18 protein-coding genes are annotated in these 19,604 nt (G+C 70.2%); 3 read left to right on the plus strand and 15 right to left on the minus strand.

The features are described 5' to 3' along the window. The first annotated feature begins 59 nt into the window (after window positions 1-59). A complete protein-coding gene (locus tag KAF39_RS03250) occupies window positions 60-1,922 on the plus strand; it encodes a heavy metal translocating P-type ATPase (RefSeq protein ID WP_210675938.1) in 1,863 nt (620 codons plus the stop codon). 37 nt (window positions 1,923-1,959) lie between these two features. Further along, window positions 1,960-2,139 carry a hypothetical protein gene (locus tag KAF39_RS03255; protein ID WP_246878216.1) on the plus strand — a complete coding sequence of 60 codons (180 nt, stop codon included), beginning with the start codon at window positions 1,960-1,962 and terminating at the stop codon, window positions 2,137-2,139. Window positions 2,140-2,152: 13 nt separating this feature from the next. Here the strand turns inward: KAF39_RS03255 and KAF39_RS03260 are convergent, their stop codons facing one another. Next, window positions 2,153-3,787 carry a fucose isomerase gene (locus KAF39_RS03260; RefSeq protein ID WP_210675940.1) on the minus strand — a complete coding sequence of 545 codons (1,635 nt, stop codon included), beginning with the start codon at window positions 3,785-3,787 and terminating at the stop codon, window positions 2,153-2,155. Then, the gene (locus KAF39_RS03265) at window positions 3,784-5,301 is read right to left on the minus strand and encodes an FGGY-family carbohydrate kinase (protein WP_210675941.1); all 1,518 of its coding nucleotides are present in this window, start codon (window positions 5,299-5,301) and stop codon (window positions 3,784-3,786) included. Before KAF39_RS03265 ends, KAF39_RS03260 begins: the two co-directional genes overlap by 4 nt. Window positions 5,302-5,503: 202 nt before the next feature. On the opposite strand from KAF39_RS03265, the gene KAF39_RS03270 reads away from it, so the two are divergent. Further along, window positions 5,504-6,085: a hypothetical protein gene (locus tag KAF39_RS03270; protein ID WP_210675942.1), complete on the plus strand. Its 582-nt coding sequence runs from the start codon at window positions 5,504-5,506 to the stop codon at window positions 6,083-6,085. An 11-nt stretch (window positions 6,086-6,096) separates the two neighbouring features. Here the strand turns inward: KAF39_RS03270 and KAF39_RS03275 are convergent, their stop codons facing one another. From KAF39_RS03275 to KAF39_RS03335, 13 genes are all read right to left on the minus strand, one after another. Then, window positions 6,097-7,077: a LacI family DNA-binding transcriptional regulator gene (locus KAF39_RS03275; RefSeq protein ID WP_210675943.1), complete on the minus strand. Its 981-nt coding sequence runs from the start codon at window positions 7,075-7,077 to the stop codon at window positions 6,097-6,099. A gap of 32 nt (window positions 7,078-7,109) precedes the next feature. Then, window positions 7,110-8,021, minus strand: coding sequence for a dihydrodipicolinate synthase family protein (locus KAF39_RS03280; protein ID WP_210675944.1), 912 nt, complete (start codon window positions 8,019-8,021; stop codon window positions 7,110-7,112). After that, window positions 8,015-8,842, minus strand: a complete 828-nt coding sequence (locus KAF39_RS03285; protein ID WP_210675945.1) for an SDR family oxidoreductase — start codon at window positions 8,840-8,842, stop codon at window positions 8,015-8,017. The genes KAF39_RS03280 and KAF39_RS03285 overlap by 7 nt, the downstream gene beginning before the upstream one ends. Before the next feature lie 14 nt (window positions 8,843-8,856). Continuing rightward, the gene (locus KAF39_RS03290; RefSeq protein ID WP_210675946.1) at window positions 8,857-9,942 is read right to left on the minus strand and encodes a mandelate racemase/muconate lactonizing enzyme family protein; all 1,086 of its coding nucleotides are present in this window, start codon (window positions 9,940-9,942) and stop codon (window positions 8,857-8,859) included. Between the two features lie 40 nt (window positions 9,943-9,982). Further along, the gene (locus KAF39_RS03295) at window positions 9,983-10,837 is read right to left on the minus strand and encodes a carbohydrate ABC transporter permease (protein ID WP_025102649.1); all 855 of its coding nucleotides are present in this window, start codon (window positions 10,835-10,837) and stop codon (window positions 9,983-9,985) included. Beyond that, a complete protein-coding gene (locus KAF39_RS03300; protein WP_144881817.1) occupies window positions 10,834-11,787 on the minus strand; it encodes a carbohydrate ABC transporter permease in 954 nt (317 codons plus the stop codon). The genes KAF39_RS03295 and KAF39_RS03300 overlap by 4 nt, the downstream gene beginning before the upstream one ends. Before the next feature lie 8 nt (window positions 11,788-11,795). After that, the gene (locus KAF39_RS03305) at window positions 11,796-13,043 is read right to left on the minus strand and encodes a sugar ABC transporter substrate-binding protein (RefSeq protein ID WP_210675947.1); all 1,248 of its coding nucleotides are present in this window, start codon (window positions 13,041-13,043) and stop codon (window positions 11,796-11,798) included. Between the two features lie 86 nt (window positions 13,044-13,129). Beyond that, window positions 13,130-13,846 (minus strand): FadR/GntR family transcriptional regulator, encoded by a 717-nt coding sequence (locus tag KAF39_RS03310; RefSeq protein WP_210675948.1) that lies wholly within the window; start codon window positions 13,844-13,846, stop codon window positions 13,130-13,132. Between the two features lie 183 nt (window positions 13,847-14,029). Then, window positions 14,030-14,899 (minus strand): dihydrodipicolinate synthase family protein, encoded by an 870-nt coding sequence (locus tag KAF39_RS03315; RefSeq protein WP_210675949.1) that lies wholly within the window; start codon window positions 14,897-14,899, stop codon window positions 14,030-14,032. Further along, window positions 14,896-16,566: a tripartite tricarboxylate transporter permease gene (locus KAF39_RS03320; protein ID WP_210675950.1), complete on the minus strand. Its 1,671-nt coding sequence runs from the start codon at window positions 16,564-16,566 to the stop codon at window positions 14,896-14,898. The genes KAF39_RS03315 and KAF39_RS03320 overlap by 4 nt, the downstream gene beginning before the upstream one ends. Beyond that, window positions 16,563-17,102, minus strand: a complete 540-nt coding sequence (locus tag KAF39_RS03325) for a tripartite tricarboxylate transporter TctB family protein (protein ID WP_210675951.1) — start codon at window positions 17,100-17,102, stop codon at window positions 16,563-16,565. The genes KAF39_RS03320 and KAF39_RS03325 overlap by 4 nt, the downstream gene beginning before the upstream one ends. A 59-nt stretch (window positions 17,103-17,161) precedes the next feature. Beyond that, a complete protein-coding gene (locus KAF39_RS03330) occupies window positions 17,162-18,130 on the minus strand; it encodes a tripartite tricarboxylate transporter substrate binding protein (protein WP_210675952.1) in 969 nt (322 codons plus the stop codon). Between the two features lie 99 nt (window positions 18,131-18,229). Further along, a complete protein-coding gene (locus tag KAF39_RS03335) occupies window positions 18,230-19,594 on the minus strand; it encodes an extracellular solute-binding protein (RefSeq protein ID WP_210675953.1) in 1,365 nt (454 codons plus the stop codon). Window positions 19,595-19,604: the final 10 nt, after the last annotated feature.

Here is a 19,604-nt window from a genome sequence, read left to right on the forward strand (position 1 = left end):
GATCGCAGGCCGGCACGAGGACGCTGGCGGCGGGCGTTCTTTCCGGCGATGCTGGACGCATGCGCGCCCTCCGACTCCTCTGGCGGTACCCCGTCATCACGCTGACGATCGTCGCGTTCATCGTGGTGGGCATCCTGCACGCGGCGGGCGAGGAGACGATCGGGCGGTGGGTCGCGACGGTGTACGTGGCCGCCGTGGTGGTGTGGACGCTCATCGGCATGGTGCGGGACGTGCTCCGGGGCCATGTCGGCCTCGACATCCTCGCCGTCGTGGCCATGGTGGCGACGCTCGCGGTGGGCGAGTACATCGCGTCCCTCATCATCGTGCTCATGCTGTCCGGCGGCGAGGCTCTGGAGGACTTCGCCGGCCGCCGGGCGAAGCGCGACCTCTCGGCCCTCCTCGACCGCTCGCCGCGTACCGCCCACGTGCTGGTGCACCCGGAGGACGCGGACTCGGACGAGGCGACGGAGGTGCCCGTCGACGACGTCGCGGTGGGCGACGTCCTGCTGGTGCGCCCGGCGGAGATCGTGCCGGTGGACGGCACGCTGCTCACGGACAGTGCCTCCTTCGACGAATCATCGCTGACGGGCGAGAGCCTTCCCGTCACACGCGGTTCCGGCGACGAGGTGCTGTCCGGCGCGATCAACGGCAGCCGGGCCGTGCGCCTCCGCGCGGTGCGCACGGGGGCCGACAGCCAGTACCAGCAGATCGTGGCGCTGGTCGCCGAGGCCGAATCGTCGCACGCCCCCATCGTGCGTCTGGCCGACCGCTTCGCGATCCCGTTCACCGCCGTCTCGCTCGTGCTCGCCGGCACCGCGTGGGCGATCTCCGGCGATGCCACCCGATTCGCGGAGGTGCTCGTCCTGGCGACGCCGTGCCCCCTCCTGATCGCTGCCCCGGTGGCGTTCCTCGGCGGGCTGTCCCGGGCGGCGAAGTCGGGCGTCATCATGAAGAGCGGGGCGGTCATCGAGCAGATCGCGCGCGTGCGCTCGGCCGCGTTCGACAAGACCGGGACGCTCACCCAGGGCCGGCCCGAGCTCATCGTCGTCCGCCCCGCCGCCGGCTTCGCGGCGGACGAGATCCTCCGGCTCGCGGCCTCCGCCGAGCAGTACTCGTCGCACGTGCTCGCCGATGGCATCCGCCGCGCGGCCGCGGCACGCGGCCTGCCGCTGCACGCGGCGACCGAGGCCAGCGAGATCGCGACGAACGGGGTCTCGGCGACGATCGCCGGACGGACGGTCGTGGTCGGCAAGCCCGCGTATGTCGCCTCCCTGGCCCCCGACACCGCGCGGGCGGATCTCGCCCCCGGTGAGGCGGCGGCGTACGTCGCCGTCGACGGCCGGTTCGCGGGCGTCATCGTGCTCGCCGACGCTGCCCGCCCCGAGGCGCCGGCGGTGGTCTCGTGGCTGCGACTGCACGAGGTCGACCGCCTCGCGATGCTGACCGGCGACGTTGCGTCCACAGCGGAGTCGATCGGACGCCAGGTCGGGATCGAGGAGATCCACGCCGAGCTGCTGCCGCCCGAGAAGGTCCGCCTCGCGGCCGAGATGGAACCGCGTCCGGTGCTCATGGTCGGCGACGGCGTGAACGACGCCCCGGCGCTCGCCGCCGCGGACATCGGCATCGCGATGGGCGCGAAGGGGGCGACGGCCGCCGGGGACGCCGCCGACGTCGTCATCCTCGTCGACTCGCTCGCGAAGGTCGTCGACGCCGTCGCGATCGGACGGCACACCCTCCGCGTGGCCCTCACCGCGATCTGGATCGGGATCGGCCTGAGCGTGGGGCTCATGGTCGTCGCGATGACCGGCGTGATCCCGGCCGTCGTCGGGGCGCTGGTGCAGGAACTCGTCGATCTGGCGACGATCCTCTATGCCCTGCGCGCGCTGAGCGGCCCGCCCAGCGACCTCCGCCCCTCCGCCTGAACGCTGTTCCCGCACCGCCGCCGTGATGCTCGGCGGCATGACGCTCATGACGTCGCAGCTCAGCCGCGTGATCCGTGCGGAGGTGGACCGCATCGACGGGACACTCTCCGCACGGATCGACGGCCTCGACGCCCGGCTGGGGCGGATCGAGACGAAGGTGGACGACCTCGACAAGGAGCTCACGAACCTCGCGGCCCGCTTCTGGCGCTCGCAGTGAGGAGGCCGCGGCGTCAGATCAGGACGTCGCCGACGAGGTTGACCTTGATGCCCATCCCGTCGAACATGGCGGCCTTCGCGATCAGGGCCTTGTCTGCCGTGTCGGCGTCCGGTGCGTAGACGAGCTGCGCATGGTTCGCCTTGTGCCGCGCCATGAACTGGTCGCGCGAGATGCCGTGGAGCACCACGTGCGCGATCGGCCACTCCGGATTCGTGGCGTCCTTGCGGCGCTGCGTCTCCTCGGCGGGCAACTCGATCACCGACGCCCGGAAGACATCGGCCTGCAGCACCCCGTCGGCGATGAACACCCTGGAGAGCACCACCTCGCCGGGCTTCGATACGCCGTTGATCGTGGCACCGCCCGCGGGGAAGAACACGTGACCCTGCCGCCAGCCCTCCGCGTGCTGCCATCCGCCGAGGTGCGAGGCCGGCACCGAGCCGGAGATCTCGTACACCCACACGAACTCTCCGTCGTAGTCCTCGCCCCACCGCACGTCGTGCAGCGTGTTGTCGGGCACGAGCCCCATCGCGCGCCACACCCGGTCGGTCACGAGGGCATCGACGGCGACGCCCTCATCGGCCTCGTTGAAGTGCGGGAAGGCCCGTCCTTCGTGCAGCACGCGGGAGCCGTCGCGCGAGGTCACCGGCGGCCGCTCGGTGGAGTTGAGGATGCCCTCTGCCAGGTCGGACGCCGGCACGAGGTCCTTCAGCCCCTGCTGATACTGGATGCCGACCGCGTCGAGGCCGAAGTCGTCGGCGATGCGGAGCGCGGCGATGTACATCTTCAGCTGCCACTGCACCTGCTCCCGCGTGAGCTCGGTCGCGGCGTCCTCGCCGTAGCGGAACGTCATGCCCCGCTCGATCAGCCAGTCGTAGGCGGCGTCCGCCTCCTCCTCCGTCACGTTCAGCATCTCCGCGTAGAGGGCCGACTGCGACAGGCGCTCCTTGTAGATGCCGGTCCGGTTGAGGAGCTCGTCGTCGAAGATGGCGTTGTACATGCCCATGCAGCCCTCGTCGAAGACGCCGATGATGGCCTTCTCGGTGCGCAGCTCCGCGGCGAGCGCCTCGCCGAGCTGCTTCTCCGGGCTGTCCGGCAGCGCGGGGAGCGGACGTACGTGGGAGTCGTCGTGGGTGATCGTGCCGGTCTCGGTCCACTCCCGGATGCCGTCGCGGAACCAGTCGTCGGTGAAGTCGACCGACCAGATCGTCGCGTACGGCTTGTCCATCTTCGTCAGGCCCGCGTTGAGGCCGAGGAGACCGACGAGACCGGGCCAGTCGCCCGCGAAGTTCGCCACCGTGAGGATCGGGCCCTGGTGCGTGCGGAGGCCTGCGAGCACGTGGTGCGAGTACTGCCAGACGGCCTCGGCGACGATGAGCGGCGCATCGACGGGGATGTTCTTGAACACCTCGAGTCCCATGCGCTGGCTGGAGATGAAGCCGTGGCCGGTCTCCGGGTCGACCTCGTTGGCGCGGACGACCGTCCAGCCGAGGTCGTTCAGCACACCGGTGACCCCGGCCTCGAGCTCCACCTGGGTGGGCCAGCCCGCGGTGTTCGCGGATTCGCGCAGATCGCCGGACGCGATCAGGTAGGCGGTCTTCGGCGCCGCGGTCGGGCGGGGCGCCGGGGTGGGCAGGGTGTAGGCGGTCATGAGTCCTCCGGGGTCGGGGTGGTCGGGGATGCGTCGCGTTGGGCGGCGGCGAGTTCGTGGACGACGTCCTTCGAGCCCTCGTACAGCCGCACGTACCGGTCGAAGAGCGCGTCGGCGAAGGGCCGCAGCGCTTCGTCGGGGCGGACGGTGTCGGCGATGGGGTTCCAGTCGGTGATCGCGGGCGCGGCGCCAGGGGCGGCGGTGGCCGTCGCGGCGAGGAAGGCCGCGCCGTAGCTCGCGCCGATCGTCGTCTGCGGCACCTCCTGCACGAGCCCGGTGATGTCCGAGACGATCTGCAGCCAGAGGCGCCCCTGCGTGCCCCCGCCGACCGCGACGATCCGGCGGATGTCGGCGCCGGCGGCCCGCATGGTCTCGACGTTGTGCCGGACGCCCAGCGCGGTGGCCTCCAGGGCGGCGCGGTAGAGATCGCCGCGGGTGTGCCGCAGCGTGAGCCCGGCGATGACGCCGCGGGCATCGGGATCCTGGATCGGGGTGCGCTCGCCCGCGAAGTACGGGAGCATCAGCAGGCCGTTCGCACCGGGCCCGGACTCCTCCGCCTCGGCGAGCAGTGCCGGATAGTCCGCGCCGGACAGGTCCTTCAGCCACGTGGTGAGCGCTCCGGATGTGGACAGCCCGCCCGCGAGGTTGCGGGTGCCGGCGAACGCGCCGGCGGTGGTCCACATGGACGGCGTGCGAAGGGTGTCCTCGCCGGTCGCGACGAGGAACATCGTCGTGCCGTACATCAGCATGAGATCGCCGACCTGGTGGGCACCGACGCTCACGGCCTCGGTCCACGCGTCGATGGTCCCGGTGATGACCGGGGTCCCCGCGGGAAGCCCGGTCAGGTCCGCGGCGGCGGCGGTCACCGTGCCCGCGACGTCCCCCGCCCAGCGCAGCGGAGGCTGGTCGATCGTCGCGGCGAACCGCTGCCACCAGGGGTCGTGCCACTGCTCTCCCTCGATGTCGTACAGCGGCGAGACCTGGCTGGCCGACTGGTGGTCGAGGACGTAGGCGCCGGTGAGCTTCCGAACCAGCCAGGAAGCGGGCATGTAGAGGCGTCGCGCGCGCTGCCAGGCCTCCGGCTCCTCCTCGGCGACCCAGGCGATCTTCGGGCCGCCGGCCTGCGAGGTGAGGGTCGAGCCGCCCACGCGGGTGATCTCGTCGTCGCCGAGCTCGGCGGTCATGCGCGCGATCTGTGCGGTGGCACGTGTGTCCACGCCGTAGAGGATGGCGGGGCGCACGGGTTCGTCGTCCTCGTCGGCGAGCAGGATGCACGGGCCCATGCCGCTCACGCCGACGCCCATGACCTCCGCGGCGGGGACCGCGGCGAGGAGTTCCCGCGTCAGGTCGACGAACTCCTCCCACCAGACGCGGCCGTCCATCTCGACCCATCCGGACTGCGGACGGGAGACGTCGTGCGCGCGGGTCGCGGACGCGAGGATCGTGCCGGCCGGGTCGACGAGGACGCCCTTGCTGCTGGACGTGCCGATGTCGACCCCGAGGGTGCAGCGCATGGTCTCTCCTTCGATACCGACGGCCCTGACGGCCGGGATCCAGGCTACGCGAAATCGATTTCATGATGCAAGGCGCGGACTCTTCCTCCACAGATGATCGTGGCTCCGTGAGACTCCACGATCTGCGTCGTCACCGCGAAAGAAGGGCCGCTCAGGACCGGAATACCGTGACATCCTGACCCCTCCGATCGAGACTGGAGGCATGTCCTTGAACGACCCGCAGGTATGGACGCTGATCGGCATCTTCGTCACGACGATGCTGGGCGGCATGAGCCTCATGACGACGCAGTTCGGCCGCGTGCTCCGTGCCGAGATCGGCGGACTGCGCGGAGAGATCACCGGCGAGATCGCGGGCCTGCGGACCGAGATGACCACCGAGATCGCCGGCCTGCGGACCGAGATGACCACCGAGATCGGCAACCTCCGCACCGAGATGACCGGCGAGATCGCCGGCCTCCGCACCGACATGACCACCGAGACTACGCGACTGCACACCGAGGTCGGCAGCCTCCGCACCCAGATGACGAACGAGGTCAGTGGACTGCACGGGGCGTTGGCGGCGCTGCACGGAGTGATGATGCGCGAGACCGGAGGGCTGCGTGCGGCGATGGGCGCGCAGCACGGAGCGATGATCGGGCTGCGTGGCGAGATGATCGGGCTCCGCGGCGAGATGACCGCACGGCTCGACGGCCTCGATCACCGCCTCGACCGGCTGGAGGTGAAGGTCGACGATCTCGACAAGGAGATGACGAACCTCGCGGCACGATTCTGGCGCTCGCAGTAGAAGCGTCCGGTTCAGGCGCGCGCGGCCGCGCGCTGCACCTCGCCGGAGAGCACGATCGTCCGGGCCGGTTGCTCGTCGCCCTTGATCCGATCCAGCAGCATCCGGGCCGCCGTCACACCCATGAGCCGCGCGGGGAGCCGAACGACGGTGACGGCGGACGGGGACAGCGTCGTGAAGGGCAACGATCCGATGACCGCGACGCCGAGCTCCGGCGGGGTGAGGCCGCGCTCCGTGAGCACCTGGATCGCCCCGACGCCGATGAGGTTGTTGCCGGCGACCACCGCGTCCGGCGGCTCCGGCAGCGCGAGGAGCTCCTCCATGGCCGCGCGCCCGCCGTCGACACGGAACGTGGCGAAGCGCTGGAGCGAGGAGAGGTCGTGATCAGGACCAGCCGAAAGCGCCTCCCGCCAGCCTTCCGCTCGCTCGGCCGCGGTATCGATGTGCGCGGGGCCACCGATGTACGCGATGCGGCGATACCCGGCGTCGAGCAGGCTCTGCGTCGCTGCGGCACCCGCCTCCCGGTTGGCCATGACCACGCCGTCGATGTCGGCGGCCGTGCGACGGTCCACCGCGACCACCGGACGTCCCGTCGCCCGCACCGGCGCCAGATCAGAGTGCTCGTCCGCGGTCGCGATGATGACGCCCGACATGTTCTCGGCGATCGCGATCCGGAGGTATGTCGCCTCCTTCTCGACCTGGGCGTCGGAGTTGCACAGCACGACGGAGAAGCCCGCCTCCGACGCGGCGTCCTCGACGCCGCGGGCCATCTCGGTGAAGTACGGGTTCTCGATGTCCGGGATCACCAGGGCGATGACCTCGGAGCTCTGCGTCCGCAGGGTGCGCGCCGTGCGATTCGGCGTGAAGCGGAGCTCTTCGGCCGCCGCCCGGACGGCCGCCGCCTTCTCTTCCGACACGCTCGTGCCGTTGAAGACCCGGGAGACCGTGGCCGGCGAGACGCCGGCGCGCTGCGCGACGTCGTAGATGGTGGCCATGGGCACCCACTGTAACCGGTTTCAACCACCCCTCAGACCTCGGCGATGAACCGATCGAGCGTCGCCGCGAGAACGTCCAGCCGGTCCCGCGCCTCCTCCGGAAGCGGCCGGAACGGACGCCGGCAGTCGCCCAGGGCGCCCGGCCCTCCGGCGCTGCGTCCGGACAGGTACTTCGCCGCCGGGAACACGTCGATCGCGACGAGTTCCGCGATGACGTGGTTGATCCGGCTCTGCACGCGCTGGGCTCCGGCCAGGTCACCGGAGTCGAGGAGGCGGCGCGCCGCGCGGAAGAGCTCGACCTGGAGCCCAACGGTCGTGCCGATCGTCCCGCGGGCACCCGCGGCGAGCGCGGGCACGAACACCTCGTCGAAGCCGTTGATGTAGGCCTTGTCGGGGAAGGCCGCCTTCATCCGCTCGAGGGCGTACATGTTGTGCGCGGTCTGCTTGAGCCCGATCACGCGTGGGTCGCCCAGCAGCTCTCCCGCCGTCTCGAGCGTGAACTCCGTGCCCGTGAACTGCGGGATGTTGTAGACGATGAGCGGGAGGTCCACCGCGTCCAGCACCGCGCGGTAGTGGTCGAGGACGGCCTCGATGCCGAAGGAGTAGTAGATCGGAGGGATCATCGAGAGCGCGGCAGCGCCGGCCCGCTGCGCCCGCTGCCCGAGCTCGATCGCCTCCCTCGTCGAGAGCGCGCCGACATGGGCGACCACGGGGATCCGCCCCGCGGCGGCACGCACAGCGGTCTCCACCACCGCGGTGCGTTCATCCGCCGACAGCAGGAGCCCCTCCCCTGACGAACCGCAGCAGTAGATGCCCTCCACCCCGCGGGACACGTAGTCCTCCACGAGCGTCGAGAGCACCCGCGTGTCGACCGCCCCGTCCGCGTCGTAGGGGGTGGCGATCGCGGCCATCAGCACCCCGAGGTCCGCCGCGGTGGTCACCATGCGGTCCACCCCCCGTCCACGACGAGGTTCGATCCGGTCATGTAGCGCGAGGCGTCGGAGAGCAGGAAGACCGCGGCGCCGTTGAAGTCGGTCGCCTCCGCCATGCGCCCGATCGGGATGCGTGCGGTGTAGTTCTCCCGGAACGTCGCGTCCTGCGAGTCCCGACCGACGCCGGAGGGCGTGAGGGTGTTGACCCTGATGCCCTGCCGGCCCCAGTACGTCGCGCAGTACCGGGTGAGGTTGTACAGCCCCGACTTCGCGGCGGAGTAGGCGACGGGTTTCACGAAGGGCACCCCGGTCTGCTCCTCCTTGTACGCGTAGATGTCCTGCACCGGCGACACCATCCCGTAGATCGAGCCGACGTTGATGATCGAGCCCGGCTTCCCGGCGGCGCGCATCCGGGCGCCGGCCGCCTGCGTCACGAGGAACGTGCCGACGAGGTTCACGTCGACCACCTCCCGGAACACGTCGAGGGGGAAGTCCTCGAAGGGGCCGGAGACCTCGGGCGGCGCGCTCGGCTGGGTGTCCAGTCCGGCGTTGTTGATCACGCCGTCCGGCGCCGCACCCCACGCATCGACGATCGCATCGAGGCCTGCCTCGACGCTGCCCTTCGAGACGATGTCCATCGAGACGCCGATGAGGCGCGGGCTGTCGGCGAGCTCGGGGAAAGCCTCCCGCAGGCGCGCGGCATCGACGGTGCGCGAAGCCACGGCCACCCGCGCACCGCGCCCGTGCAGTTCGCGGACGAAGGCCGATCCGATCTGGCCGAGGCCGCCGGTGACCAGGATGATCCGGTCGGTGAGGTCGAAGATGTCCGTCATATCGTTCGCCTTCCTCAGCGCACCGCGTGCCGGGCGAGGTTCTCGCGGTCGTACTCGAGACCGTTGCCGGGGGCGCCGGTCGGGACGAAGAAGCCGTTCTGCGGCCGCTGCGGCACGATGACGCCGAGCTCGGTGAGGGTGCCGCCGTCCGTCATCTCGCCGAACAGGGCGTTGGGCACCGCGCAGAGCACGTTGGCCGTGAGCTCCATCACGAAGTGCGGCGTCATCGGGGCGTTGTACGCCCGGCCCAAGGCGGCGATGTCCATGTAGGGCGTGATGCCGCCCACACGTCCGACGTCGGCCTGGATGAAGTCGCACGCGTCGGCGAGGAGGTACTGGTTGAACTGCTGGAGCGTGTAGACGTTCTCGCCCAGCCCGATCGGGATCGGCGACCGGGCCCGGAGGCGAGCGTGGGAGGCGACGTCGTCCACGCGCAGCGGCTCCTCCACCCAGTAGAGGTTGAGGTCGCGGAACCGGGTGACCGCCCGGACCGCCTCCCCGTAGGTCCATCCCTGGTTGGCGTCGACCATGAGCGGATACTCGCCGACCGCCTCACGGATCTTGGTGAGCCGGTAGACGTCCTCCTCGAGGTCCGGCTTGCCGACCTTGACCTTCCCGGCGGCGTACCCGTCGGCCTTCCACTCCTTGACCTGCTCCACGACCTCTTCGGCGGAGAGGTTCAGGTTGATGCCGCTGCCGTACAGCGCGACCCGGTCTCGCACCTGGCCGAGGAGCTTCGCGAGCGGCTGCTGGTAGTGCAGCCCCAGCAGGTCCCACAGTGCGACGTCGATCGCGGCGAGCGCGAGCGTGGTGGTCCCGCCGGGGCCGTTGTCGCGCAGGTGCTGCCAGGAGTGCTGCCAGACGGCCCGCGGATTGACCTCGCGGCCGATGAGGGTGGGGATGAGCTCCCGCAGCGCCGCCATCATCATCTGGCCGCCGACGCCGGAGGTGTGGCTGAATCCGGTGCCGACCAGGCCGGTGTCGGTGGTGATGTCGGCGAGGATGATCTCGATGTGGGTCACCCGATGGATCTGGTCCCCCCACGGCCCCTTGGGGAGGGGGATGCGGGAGAGCTGGAGGTCGATCGATTCGATTTTCATGCGTGGTCCTTCCGGGACGACGAGGAGGGGGCGGAGGGCGTCAGCCCTTGACGGCGCCGGCGGCGAGTCCGGCGACGAGGCGCTTCTGCACGAGGAGGAAGCCGACGACGACGGGGAGCACCGAGAGCACGCCGCCGGCGGTGAGCAGGTCCCAGCGGATCTGGTACTCGCCGATGAACAGGTGCAGTCCGACCGGCAGGGTGCGGGTCGCCGTCTGTGAGGTGAACGTGAGGGCGTAGAGGAACTCGTTCCAGGTGAGGATGAACGCGTACGTTCCCGCCGCCACCATGCCCGGTCGCAGGAGGGGCAGCAGAAGGATGCGGACGATCTGCGCGGACGAGGCCCCGTCGATCTGGCCCGCCTCCTCGATCTCCCGGGGGATGGAGTCCGCGAAGCCCTTGAGCAGCCAGGTGGCGAACGGCGTGGCGAACGCGGCGTGCACGAGGGCGAGGCCGAGCGTCGTGTCCATCAGCCCCATGCCGCGCAGCTGCCCCTGGAGCGAGATCACGAGCAGCACCGCGGGGAACATCTGCGCGAGCAGCAGCCCGATCATGACGGCCCCGCGACCGCGGAAGTCGAACCGGGACATCGCGATCGCGGCGCCGGTGGAGACCACGAGGGTCACCGGGACCGCGATCGCGGCCACGGTGAGGCTGTTCCGCAGATAGGTCAGGAACGGTGTGGTCGACAGCAGCTCGGCGTACGACGCGGTCGTGAACTCCGAGGGGATGAGGTTCGCTCCCGCGCCGGCGAGCTCGTCCCGCGGCGTGAGCGACGTCAGCAACATCACGATGTACGGCCCGAGCACCATCGCGAGCACGCCGAGGAGCGCGATCGCGAAGCCGGTCCTTCCCGCGAGGCGGCCGAAGCGGACGGGGGCGGTCGTCGTGCTCATCGCGTGGTGTCCTTCCGGGTGAGGCGCACGTAGAGCGCGATGAAGACGGCGAGGAACAGGGCCTGGATGACGGCGTACGCCGCGCCGGCACCGAAGTCGCTGGCCTTGTAGGTCGTCAGATACGACTCGAGCGCCAGGGTCGTCGAGGACGTGCCGGGCCCGCCGCCGGTAAGGATGAAGATGAGGTCGACGTAGTTCGAGGTCCAGATCAGGCGCAGGAGCGTCGTGATGAGGATCGTCGGGAGGATGGCGGGCAGCACGACGTGGCGGAAGACCCCGACGGGGCCGCACCCGTCGATCTGCGCGGACTCCTTGAGCTCGCCGGACACGCTCTGCAGCGCCGCGAGGATCATGATCGCGAAGAGCGGGATGCCCTGCCAGACGTCGATCATCACGAGCGTCGGCAGCGCGGTGCTGTTCTGCGACAGGAACTCGATCGGGGCGTCGATGACGCCGGCGTTCAGGAGCCACTGGTTGAGGACGCCGTTGTTGGGGTCGAGGATCCACTTCCACATGAGCGCCACCAGGACACTGGGCGTCGCCCACGGGATCATGATGAGTCCGCGGTAGACGCCCCGCAGGGGGAAGCGGTTGTTCAGCATGAGCGCGAGCGACAGCCCGCCGATCAGCTGGAGGGAGACCGCCCCGAAGGTCCAGAACGCCGTGCGGCCGAGCGTGGGCAGGAACTCCGCCGTGCCGATGACACTGGCGAAGTTCTGGAACCCGACGAACTCGAGCACGCCGGTGAAGACGCTCACGTCGTTGAACGAGAACCAGATCGAGCGGACGAGCGGGTACCCGGCGAAGACCGCGACCAGCACGATCGCCGGCGCGAGCAGGACGAGGGGGGCGACCGAGCCGCGGCGAGCGCGTCGCCGAGGCCGGGTCACCGGCCGGCGCGGGGCCGGCCGGCCGGTGACGACCGCTTCCGTGAGGGTGGAGCTTGCCATGTCGGTCCTCAGCGCAGCACGTCGGACATCTTCGTCAGCACGTCCTGGCTGCTGATCTCACCCTGGAACGCCTGCTGGATGAGCGGGTTCCACTCCTTGGCGGCGAGCTCGGCCACCCCCTCCAGCGCCGGCCAGGTCTTGGCGGTGGGGATCGCGTCGACCGCGACCGCGAGCTGCGGGTCGGACGAGTACGCCTCGGTGTCGATGACCGACTCGAGCACGGGCAACTGACCCTGCGGCGAGGCGGAGATCTTCTCCATCTGCGCCTCCTCGCTCAGCCAGGAGATCCACTCCCAGGCGGCGTCCTTCTTGTCGGAGCCCTCGAGGATGACGTTGCCGCTCATGCTGCCGAGCGTGGCGCCCGGCTTCCCGTCCGCCGTGGGGATCGGGACGACGCCGAGCTTGTCGCCGAAGACGCCCTGCAGCTCCTTCAGGGAACCCGGGTGGTGGATCATCATGCCGGTGAGGCCCTCGACGAAGTTCGTCTTGACGTCGGCGAAGGCGGCCGTGATCGATCCGGGGGGCGCCGCCTGCAGGTCGGTGACGATGCTGAGGTAGTCCTCGTTCACCGCGACGCCCTTCGCGTCGTCCAGCACGACCTCGCCGGAGTCGTCGACGACCGACGCGCCGCCGGCGTACATCCACGCGAGCCACTGGTCCTGTCCTCCCGCACCGCCGCGGACGTCGATGCCGTAGCGGCCGTCGCCGGTGAGGGCGGCCGCCGCGTCGAGGAGGTCCTGCTGCGTGCGCGGCGCGTCGAGCCCGAGCTCCTCGAAGTAGTCCGTGCGGTAGTAGAGGTAGAGCGTCGTGTACTGGTGCGGCAGCATGTACACCGCGTCCTCGCCGGGCAGCTGTCCCGTCGCCCAGAGGGAGTCGACCACGTCATCCGAGGCGTCCCAGCCGGCGACGTACGAGGTGAGGTCGGCGATGGCGCCCTGCGGCGCGAACTGCCCGAGCCACCAGTCCTTGCTGCGGGCGGCGTCCGGACCGGTGCCGTTCATCGCGGAGGACACGAGCTGGTTCTGGTACTGGTCGAGCGGGATCGTCTCCAGCACGACCTTCACGTCGTCCTGTGCGGCGTTGAACTCCTCCGCGAGCTCCGTCCAGGTGGGGTCGGTCGCGTCGTCCTGCCAGAGCCAGTAGGTGATCTCGACGGGGCCGTCCCCTTCCCCGGACGGGGCGCTGCCGGCGCAGCCGGTGGCGAGGGCGACGACGCCGAGGGCGGCCAGGGCGGGGAGGATTCGGGTGGATCTCATGATGCGTACTCCTTCGTCGATCAGATGAGGGTCGTGCGAAATCGATTTCAAGACGGGTGCGACAGAACGCGCCGGTGCGGAAAGGGTCAGACCGGCAGCGGGGCCGTGCTGCCGAAGTCGATGTCCGGGTAGCGGTTGCGGACGCCGTAGAAGTGGGCATCCAGCTCGTGGACGGCCCGGCGGGTGTCGCCGGCCTCGATCGCATCGATGATGCGACCGTGCATCGCAGCGATGGCCGGGTCCTCCTCGACGGGCTCCTCGCGTCGCGCGGCCGCGAAGACGACCCAGAACGACTGCAGGAACTGGTCGACGAACGCATTGCCCATCGGCGCGAGCAGCCCGCGGTGGAACTGCTGGTCGAGCTCGGCGAAGCTCTCGTTGCGCAGCGCGCGCTCCACCATCTCCTCCGAGAGCAGGCGCAGCCGGGCGAGGTCGGCGGGTTGCAGGCGCGGGATGACCAGGGGCAGCAGGGACGTCTCGAGCGCGTGCCGCACTTCCAGGAGCTCGCGGGTGGCGGCCTCCGGGTCGTCGACGAAGCCGATCCAGCGGGTGGCGAGATCGGCGGCGCGGAACCCGCGCCACACGCGGCGGGCTCCTTGCCGGGAGGCCACGATGCCGAACGCTTCGAGCACGCTGAGGGCTTCCCGTATGCGCTGGCGGCCAACCGCGAGCACCGCACCGAGCTCGGCCTCGGTGGGCAGCGGGTCGCCGATCTCCAGGCCGGAGCGCTGCAGGTGCTGAGCCAGACGTCGCGCGAGCGCGTCCGACAAGTCGGACCCGGTGACCTCGATCTTGTCTGACATGTTCCGTTCGCTCCTTCGCGACATCGGCGGAATTCCCGTTACTGAGCGTAGACAGTCCTCGCTGGTGTCGTCAAGTGTCCTTTTCTTCGCGCCCACTTGTCGGACAAGTAAGACCGAGAAAGAATAAAGAAATGCCGCGACCCGAAGGTCGCGGCGTCTCATCCCGGCGGTGTGCCGGTCGCGTCAGCGATGCGTGGCCACCACCTGTGCGACGGCGGCCCGCTCGTCGGCGGAGGGCTCGGCGATCGCCATGCGGCAATGAGTGTCGACGACGTCGAGCACGCGGTACGCCTCCTTCATGCGTGCCATGTCGCCGCCGATGAGGGCGACGACGTCGTCCACGGCGGCCTGGGCGGCGGCGATGGCCTCGGCGTCTCCCGAGCGTCCCGCGTCGGCGAGTGCGCGGAACGGCTTCGGGATGACGGAGGAGACGCCCGACACCACGCCCTGCGCCCCCGCCTCGACGGCCGCGATGAGGTCGCGGTCGGCGCCGGTGTAGAGCTCGAAGTCGGCCGGCACCACCGCGCGGTAGGCCGCGATGTCGTCGAGCGAGAGCTCGCTCACCTTGGCCCCCACCACGTTCGGCAGGGCGGCGATCCGCACGAGCAGTTCCGGCGAGACCGGGTTCCCGCTGCGCGCGGGGTAGATGTAGACGTACAGGCGCCCGTCACCCACGGCCGACGAGACGGCGCGGTAGTAGTCGAGGATGGCGTCGTCCGTCGCACGCAGGTAGTACGGCGTGAGGGCGGCGAACTCCGTGGCGCCCAGCTCCTTCGCGATGCCGACGAGTCGCACGGCCTCGAAGGTGCTCGGCTGTCCGACGTGCACGACCACGCGCATCCGGTCGGCCAGTTCCTCCAACGCCGCGGCGACGAGCGCGCGGAACTCGGCCGCGTCCACGGCGGGGAACTCGCCCGTGGTGCCGAGGACGAACGCGCCCTCGTTGCCCGAGTCGGCCACGAACCGGAAGATCGCACGCGACCCCTCGAGGTCGAGGGTCCCGTCGCGGTGGAACGCGGTGGGGACGGCGGTCAGGATGTCGTAGCGGGTCACTTCTCGGTCTCCTCGGGGGTCGTGCTCTGGCGGTTCTTGCGGTCGGCGCGTCCCCGGCGCGTGCCCGCGTCGACGTTGCGGACGGTGGAGGTGAGCAGGTCCGGCTGTGCGGCGAGCTCGTCGTGCGCCTTCTCGATCTGCACGATGCTGTCGGTGTGGAGGATCGAGTCCTCCAACGACGCTCGCTCGGCGCGGGGCTTGCGGGCGGCACGGATCGCCGGCATCACGATCGACAGCACGGCCAGCGCGAGCAGCACGAGGGCGATGGGACTGACGACCTCGAAGAACGGCCGCGTCGGGAGGATCGCGAGGGTCCGGGCGAGGTTCTCCTCGGCGAGCGGACCAAGCAGGAGGCCGAGGACCACGGGTCCTGCCGGCACCTGCATGCGCTTGAGCAGGACGCCGATCACACCGAAGACGAGCATCGTGACGACCGTCGACAGGCTGTTCGAGGTGGCGTACGTCCCGATGATGCAGAAGATGAGGATGCCGCTCCACAGGTACGGCTGCGGCACGTCGAGCAGCTTCACCATGCCCTTCATCCGCACCAGGCTGAGCGCGAGCGACAGGAGGGTCGCGACGAGCATGATGCCGACGATCGAGACGACGAGGTCGGGACGGTTGGTGAACAGCGTGGGCCCGGGGGTGATGCCCCAGATGATCATCGAGCCGATCATGACCGCCATCACGGAGTCCCCGGGGATGCCGAGCGCCATCGTCGTGGTGAGCGAGCCGCCGAGCGTGGCGCTGGAGGCGGTGTCGGACGCGGCGACGCCCTCGATCGATCCCTTGCCGAACATCTCCGGGTGCTTCGACGCCTTGCGCGCCCGCTCCCAGCCGATGAGCCCGGCGATGTCGCCGCCGGCCGCGGGGATGAGGCCGACGCCGAGGCCGACCGCTCCGCCGACCGCGGTCGCACGGCCGCTCTGCTTCAGCTCGGCGCGGTTCGGCCACCAGCGCCCGAGGCTGGAGATCGGGCGCACGTGCGACTTCCGGTGGGTGAGCAGCTGGTCGAACAGCTCGGCGATGCCGAAGAGGCCGATGATGACGGCGATGAAGTTCACGCCCTCGACGAGTTCCAGCACGCCGAACGTGAAGCGCTGGTCGGCGGTGGCCGCGTAGGTGCCGACGCTGCCGAGCATGAGCCCGAAGAGTCCGGCGAGGATGCCCTTGAGCATCGACTTCGACGAGATGCCGATCATGATCGCGATGCCGAAGACGACGAGCGCGAACAGCTCCGGCGACTTGAAGTAGTCGCGGGCGAAGCTGGCGATCGGCACCGCGGCGATCGAGAACAGCACGAGCGAGGCGAGGATGCCGACGGCCGACACGATCGCGGAGATCGTCAGCGCGAGACCGGCCCTGCCCTGCTTCGCCATCGGATAGCCGTCGAGGGTCGTGGCGATGGAGGCGGGAGTCCCCGGGGTGTTGATGAGGATGGACGGCACCCGGTCGCCGAAGTTCGCCGCGACGTAGATCGTCAGCAGCACCGCCAGGCCCTGCACCGGTTCGAGGGTCATGGTGAAGCCGGCGGCGAGCGCGACGGCCATGGTCGCGGTGATGCCAGGGAAGGCACCGACCATGAAGCCGAGGACGAGGCCGACGGCCATGTACAGCAGGATCGAGATGTCGAGGAGCGAGTTCAGCCCCTCCAGGAGCGCGTTCACAGGGGGATCCTCAGGAGCATGCCGAAGACGACGTAGACGAACGCCGTGACGGCGGCGGAGTAGATGACGAGGCTCAGCCAGCGGCGGTGGCCGTAGAGGAGCATCAGCGCGGCCATGAGCAGGGCGCAGGCGACCGGGAAGACCTCGATCCGGTAGCCGAAGAGGATGACGGAGCCGAGCGACCAGAGCGCGATGAAGGCGCCGGCGATCGCGATCGTCGCGATCACCCGGAGGACGCCGCCCGGCTGGATGCGCTCGAGATCCTCACGTGTGGGGGCCGGGCGGGTGATCGCCACGGCGAGCAGGGCGATCGCGATCACGACCCCGGTCACCCCGATGACGAGCGGCCAGAACCGGGCGTCGATCTGCCCGGGGGCGGCCTCGCGGCGCAGCGGGATCTGCGTGGCGAGGAAGAGGTAGCCGGCGGTGATCGCGAGGGCGGCGGCGGCGAACGCGATCTCGAGGGGACGCGAGGCGGTCGCCCCCTCGTAGCCGCCCGGCGCGGCCGCCTCGGCCGCGGTGTCGGGGCTGGTCATGGTGCTCCTTCGTCGGAGGACGCAGTGGGGCCGGCGCGTGCCGGCCCCACCGGTGGTGTTCAGCCCAGGAGGTCCTGGAACAGGGTGAACTGGTCGTCGACGAACCCGGTCCACTCCGCGGAGTCGCGGTAGACCACGAGGTTGCCGGCGTCCGCCTGGAACTTCTGGTAGCTCTCGGACTCCACGGCCTCCTTGACGGCGGCCTCGAGGGCGTCGTGCACGTCGTCGGGCAGGCCGGCCGGTGCGTAGATGCCACCCCAGCCGCCGAAGACGACCTCTTCGCCGATGGCCTCCTCGACGGTCTCGACATCCTCCGCGTCCGGGTGACGCTCGTCGTTCATGACCGCGAGGATGCGGACCGCCTCGCCCTGCGCGAGGGCCTCGCCGAGTCCGGAGACGGCGGCGACGGTCTCCCCGGACGCGGCCGCCGCAACCGCCGTGGCGCCACCGTCGTAGGGGACGGGGGTGAACTCGGCGTCCGTCGCCTGGCCCAGGCCGAGGGTGGCGGCCTCCCAGATGGACCCGGCGCCGGAGTTGGCGACCGTGACCGCACCGGCCTTGGCCTGGGTCACGAGGTCGTCGAGCGTCTCGATGCCGCTGTTCGCACCGACGGTGATGACGCCGGGGGCCAGCATGATCTGGCCGAGCAGGTCGAAGTCGTCGGGCATCACGTTCGCGCTCTGGGTGGTGTTGAGCATGGCGATCTCGACGGGCGCGAAGCCGATGACGTAGCCGTCCGGGTCCTGCGAGCCGACGTACTCCATCGCGAGCGCGCCGGCCGCGCCGGGCATGTTCTCGGGGATGACGCTGACGCCGAGGATCTTCTCCAGCTCGGTGGCGAGCGCGCGCGACGACAGGTCGGAGCCGCCACCGGGATTCGCCTGGATGATGAGCCGGATGTCGTCCTCGGGATAGGTCGAAGCGGCCCCCTCGCTCTCGTCGACCTTCGTGCAGGCCGACAGCACCAGGGCGGTGGCGGCGACGGCGGCGAAGGCAGCGGCCGCCCGGGTGATGCGCATGCGGGGCATCTTTGCTCCTCTACGTGGGTCGACCGTGTTGTCGACACCGCGAGGCTACCAGTGTTGACTGTTAACAGTCAACACTGGTAGCCGCTCACCCCTCCGGGACTAGCCGGCCGTGGCGTTCTCGTACGCCCGCATCGCGGCCTCCTGCGCCTCCTTCAGCGCGTCCTCGGGCGACTTGTCCCCGAGCAGCGCCGCGGTGATGGCGTTGTTCAGCTCGTTCTGGATCTCCTGGCCCGCCGGCGAGGAGCCGAACGACTGCCCGTAGTCCACCACGTCGTAGTAGGTGGAGATGACCTGGTCGAAGCCGGCGTTGCCGCTGTCGGTGACGAAGGTGTCACGGATCGACTGGTCGGCGGACGGCGACCCGGTGAACAGCCCGGTGTTGATCCCGCCGTCGGTCTTCAGGGTCTCGGCACGCGCCTCGCCCGCCGCGGTCCACGCGTCGTCGGAGGTGAGGTTGACCATCCACGCGCACGCCGCCGCGGGGTTCTCCGCCCCGGCCGGGATCACGAACGCGGTGCCGGAGGCGACCGAGAACGGCTCCCCATCGGCGTTCCGGAACGGCACGGCCTCGAGGTCGATCTGGTCGGCGTAGGGGCTGAGCACGTTCGGATACCACTGTGCGTTCACCTGCGCGCCGACCTGCTGGGCGACGAACTGGTTCTGATCGCCGAAGGCGTCGAACGAGTCGGTGAAGCTCTTGACGGCCGCGAAGCCGCCCTGCGCGTCGGTGATCTGCTTGAGCATCTCGATGCCGGCCGCGTTGCTGGGGTCGTCCAGGGTGGGCGCCCCCTTCTCATCGTTGAGCTGGCCGCCCATGCCGAGGATCCACAGCCCCGCCTGCCCCGTCGCGACCGGGTCGAACCCGAGCCGCGTGGGCACCCCGCCGGACTCCTGGTACATCTTCTCGATCGCGCCGAGCAGCACGTCGGGCTTCGAGGTGTCGATCTCATCCGCCGTCACCCCCGCCTCGTCGAGCACGGCCTTGTTCAGCAGGATCGCCGGCGGCTGGTAGAACTGCGGCACCGCCCACACGGCATCGTCGTAGGTGACGTCGTCGACGACGAAGGGGTACCAGTGGTCCCGCGGCGAGACGTCCTGGGCCGCGAAGCACTCGTCGAGCGGCATGATGAGGTCTTGCGCGGCGTACGTGGTCACGTACCGGCGGTCCATCTGCACGACGTCGGGCACGTCGCCGCTCGCGATCCGCGTGGTGAACTTCTGCGCGTCGAAGGCCGTCGCATCGAGGTCGACCTCGACGTCCTTCAGCTGCTCGGCGGCGTAGTCCATGCGCGAGGTCCCGACGTCGTCGGCGTTCTCGAAGCCCCACGCCTTCAGCGTGCCGCTCGGCTCCGCACCGAAGTCGGCGTCGGCCGCCTGGTCGTCTCCCCCTCCCCCGCCGCACCCGGCGAGGACGAGGACGGATGCCGCGGCGACCGCGGTGATTCCCAGCATGCGTGTGCGCATGACTGCTCCT

It is taken from the genome of Microbacterium sp. BLY, from assembly GCF_017939615.1.
Lineage (GTDB): Bacteria > Actinomycetota > Actinomycetes > Actinomycetales > Microbacteriaceae > Microbacterium.

What these genes read in the sequence shown, in the direction of transcription:
- KAF39_RS03310 (WP_210675948.1), bottom strand. Translation starts at nt 13,846, where the DNA reads ATGTCAGACAAGATCGAGGTCACCGGGTCCGACTTGTCGGACGCGCTC.
- KAF39_RS03285 (WP_210675945.1), bottom strand. Translation starts at nt 8,842, where the DNA reads ATGACGGACATCTTCGACCTCACCGACCGGATCATCCTGGTCACCGGC.
- KAF39_RS03300 (WP_144881817.1), bottom strand. Translation starts at nt 11,787, where the DNA reads ATGGCAAGCTCCACCCTCACGGAAGCGGTCGTCACCGGCCGGCCGGCC.
- KAF39_RS03335 (WP_210675953.1), bottom strand. Translation starts at nt 19,594, where the DNA reads ATGCGCACACGCATGCTGGGAATCACCGCGGTCGCCGCGGCATCCGTC.
- KAF39_RS03295 (WP_025102649.1), bottom strand. Translation starts at nt 10,837, where the DNA reads ATGAGCACGACGACCGCCCCCGTCCGCTTCGGCCGCCTCGCGGGAAGG.
- KAF39_RS03250 (WP_210675938.1), top strand. Translation starts at nt 60, where the DNA reads ATGCGCGCCCTCCGACTCCTCTGGCGGTACCCCGTCATCACGCTGACG.
- KAF39_RS03265 (WP_210675941.1), bottom strand. Translation starts at nt 5,301, where the DNA reads ATGCGCTGCACCCTCGGGGTCGACATCGGCACGTCCAGCAGCAAGGGC.
- KAF39_RS03330 (WP_210675952.1), bottom strand. Translation starts at nt 18,130, where the DNA reads ATGCCCCGCATGCGCATCACCCGGGCGGCCGCTGCCTTCGCCGCCGTC.
- KAF39_RS03260 (WP_210675940.1), bottom strand. Translation starts at nt 3,787, where the DNA reads ATGACCGCCTACACCCTGCCCACCCCGGCGCCCCGCCCGACCGCGGCG.
- KAF39_RS03270 (WP_210675942.1), top strand. Translation starts at nt 5,504, where the DNA reads ATGTCCTTGAACGACCCGCAGGTATGGACGCTGATCGGCATCTTCGTC.
- KAF39_RS03290 (WP_210675946.1), bottom strand. Translation starts at nt 9,942, where the DNA reads ATGAAAATCGAATCGATCGACCTCCAGCTCTCCCGCATCCCCCTCCCC.
- KAF39_RS03280 (WP_210675944.1), bottom strand. Translation starts at nt 8,021, where the DNA reads ATGGTGACCACCGCGGCGGACCTCGGGGTGCTGATGGCCGCGATCGCC.
- KAF39_RS03275 (WP_210675943.1), bottom strand. Translation starts at nt 7,077, where the DNA reads ATGGCCACCATCTACGACGTCGCGCAGCGCGCCGGCGTCTCGCCGGCC.
- KAF39_RS03255 (WP_246878216.1), top strand. Translation starts at nt 1,960, where the DNA reads ATGACGCTCATGACGTCGCAGCTCAGCCGCGTGATCCGTGCGGAGGTG.
- KAF39_RS03325 (WP_210675951.1), bottom strand. Translation starts at nt 17,102, where the DNA reads ATGACCAGCCCCGACACCGCGGCCGAGGCGGCCGCGCCGGGCGGCTAC.
- KAF39_RS03305 (WP_210675947.1), bottom strand. Translation starts at nt 13,043, where the DNA reads ATGAGATCCACCCGAATCCTCCCCGCCCTGGCCGCCCTCGGCGTCGTC.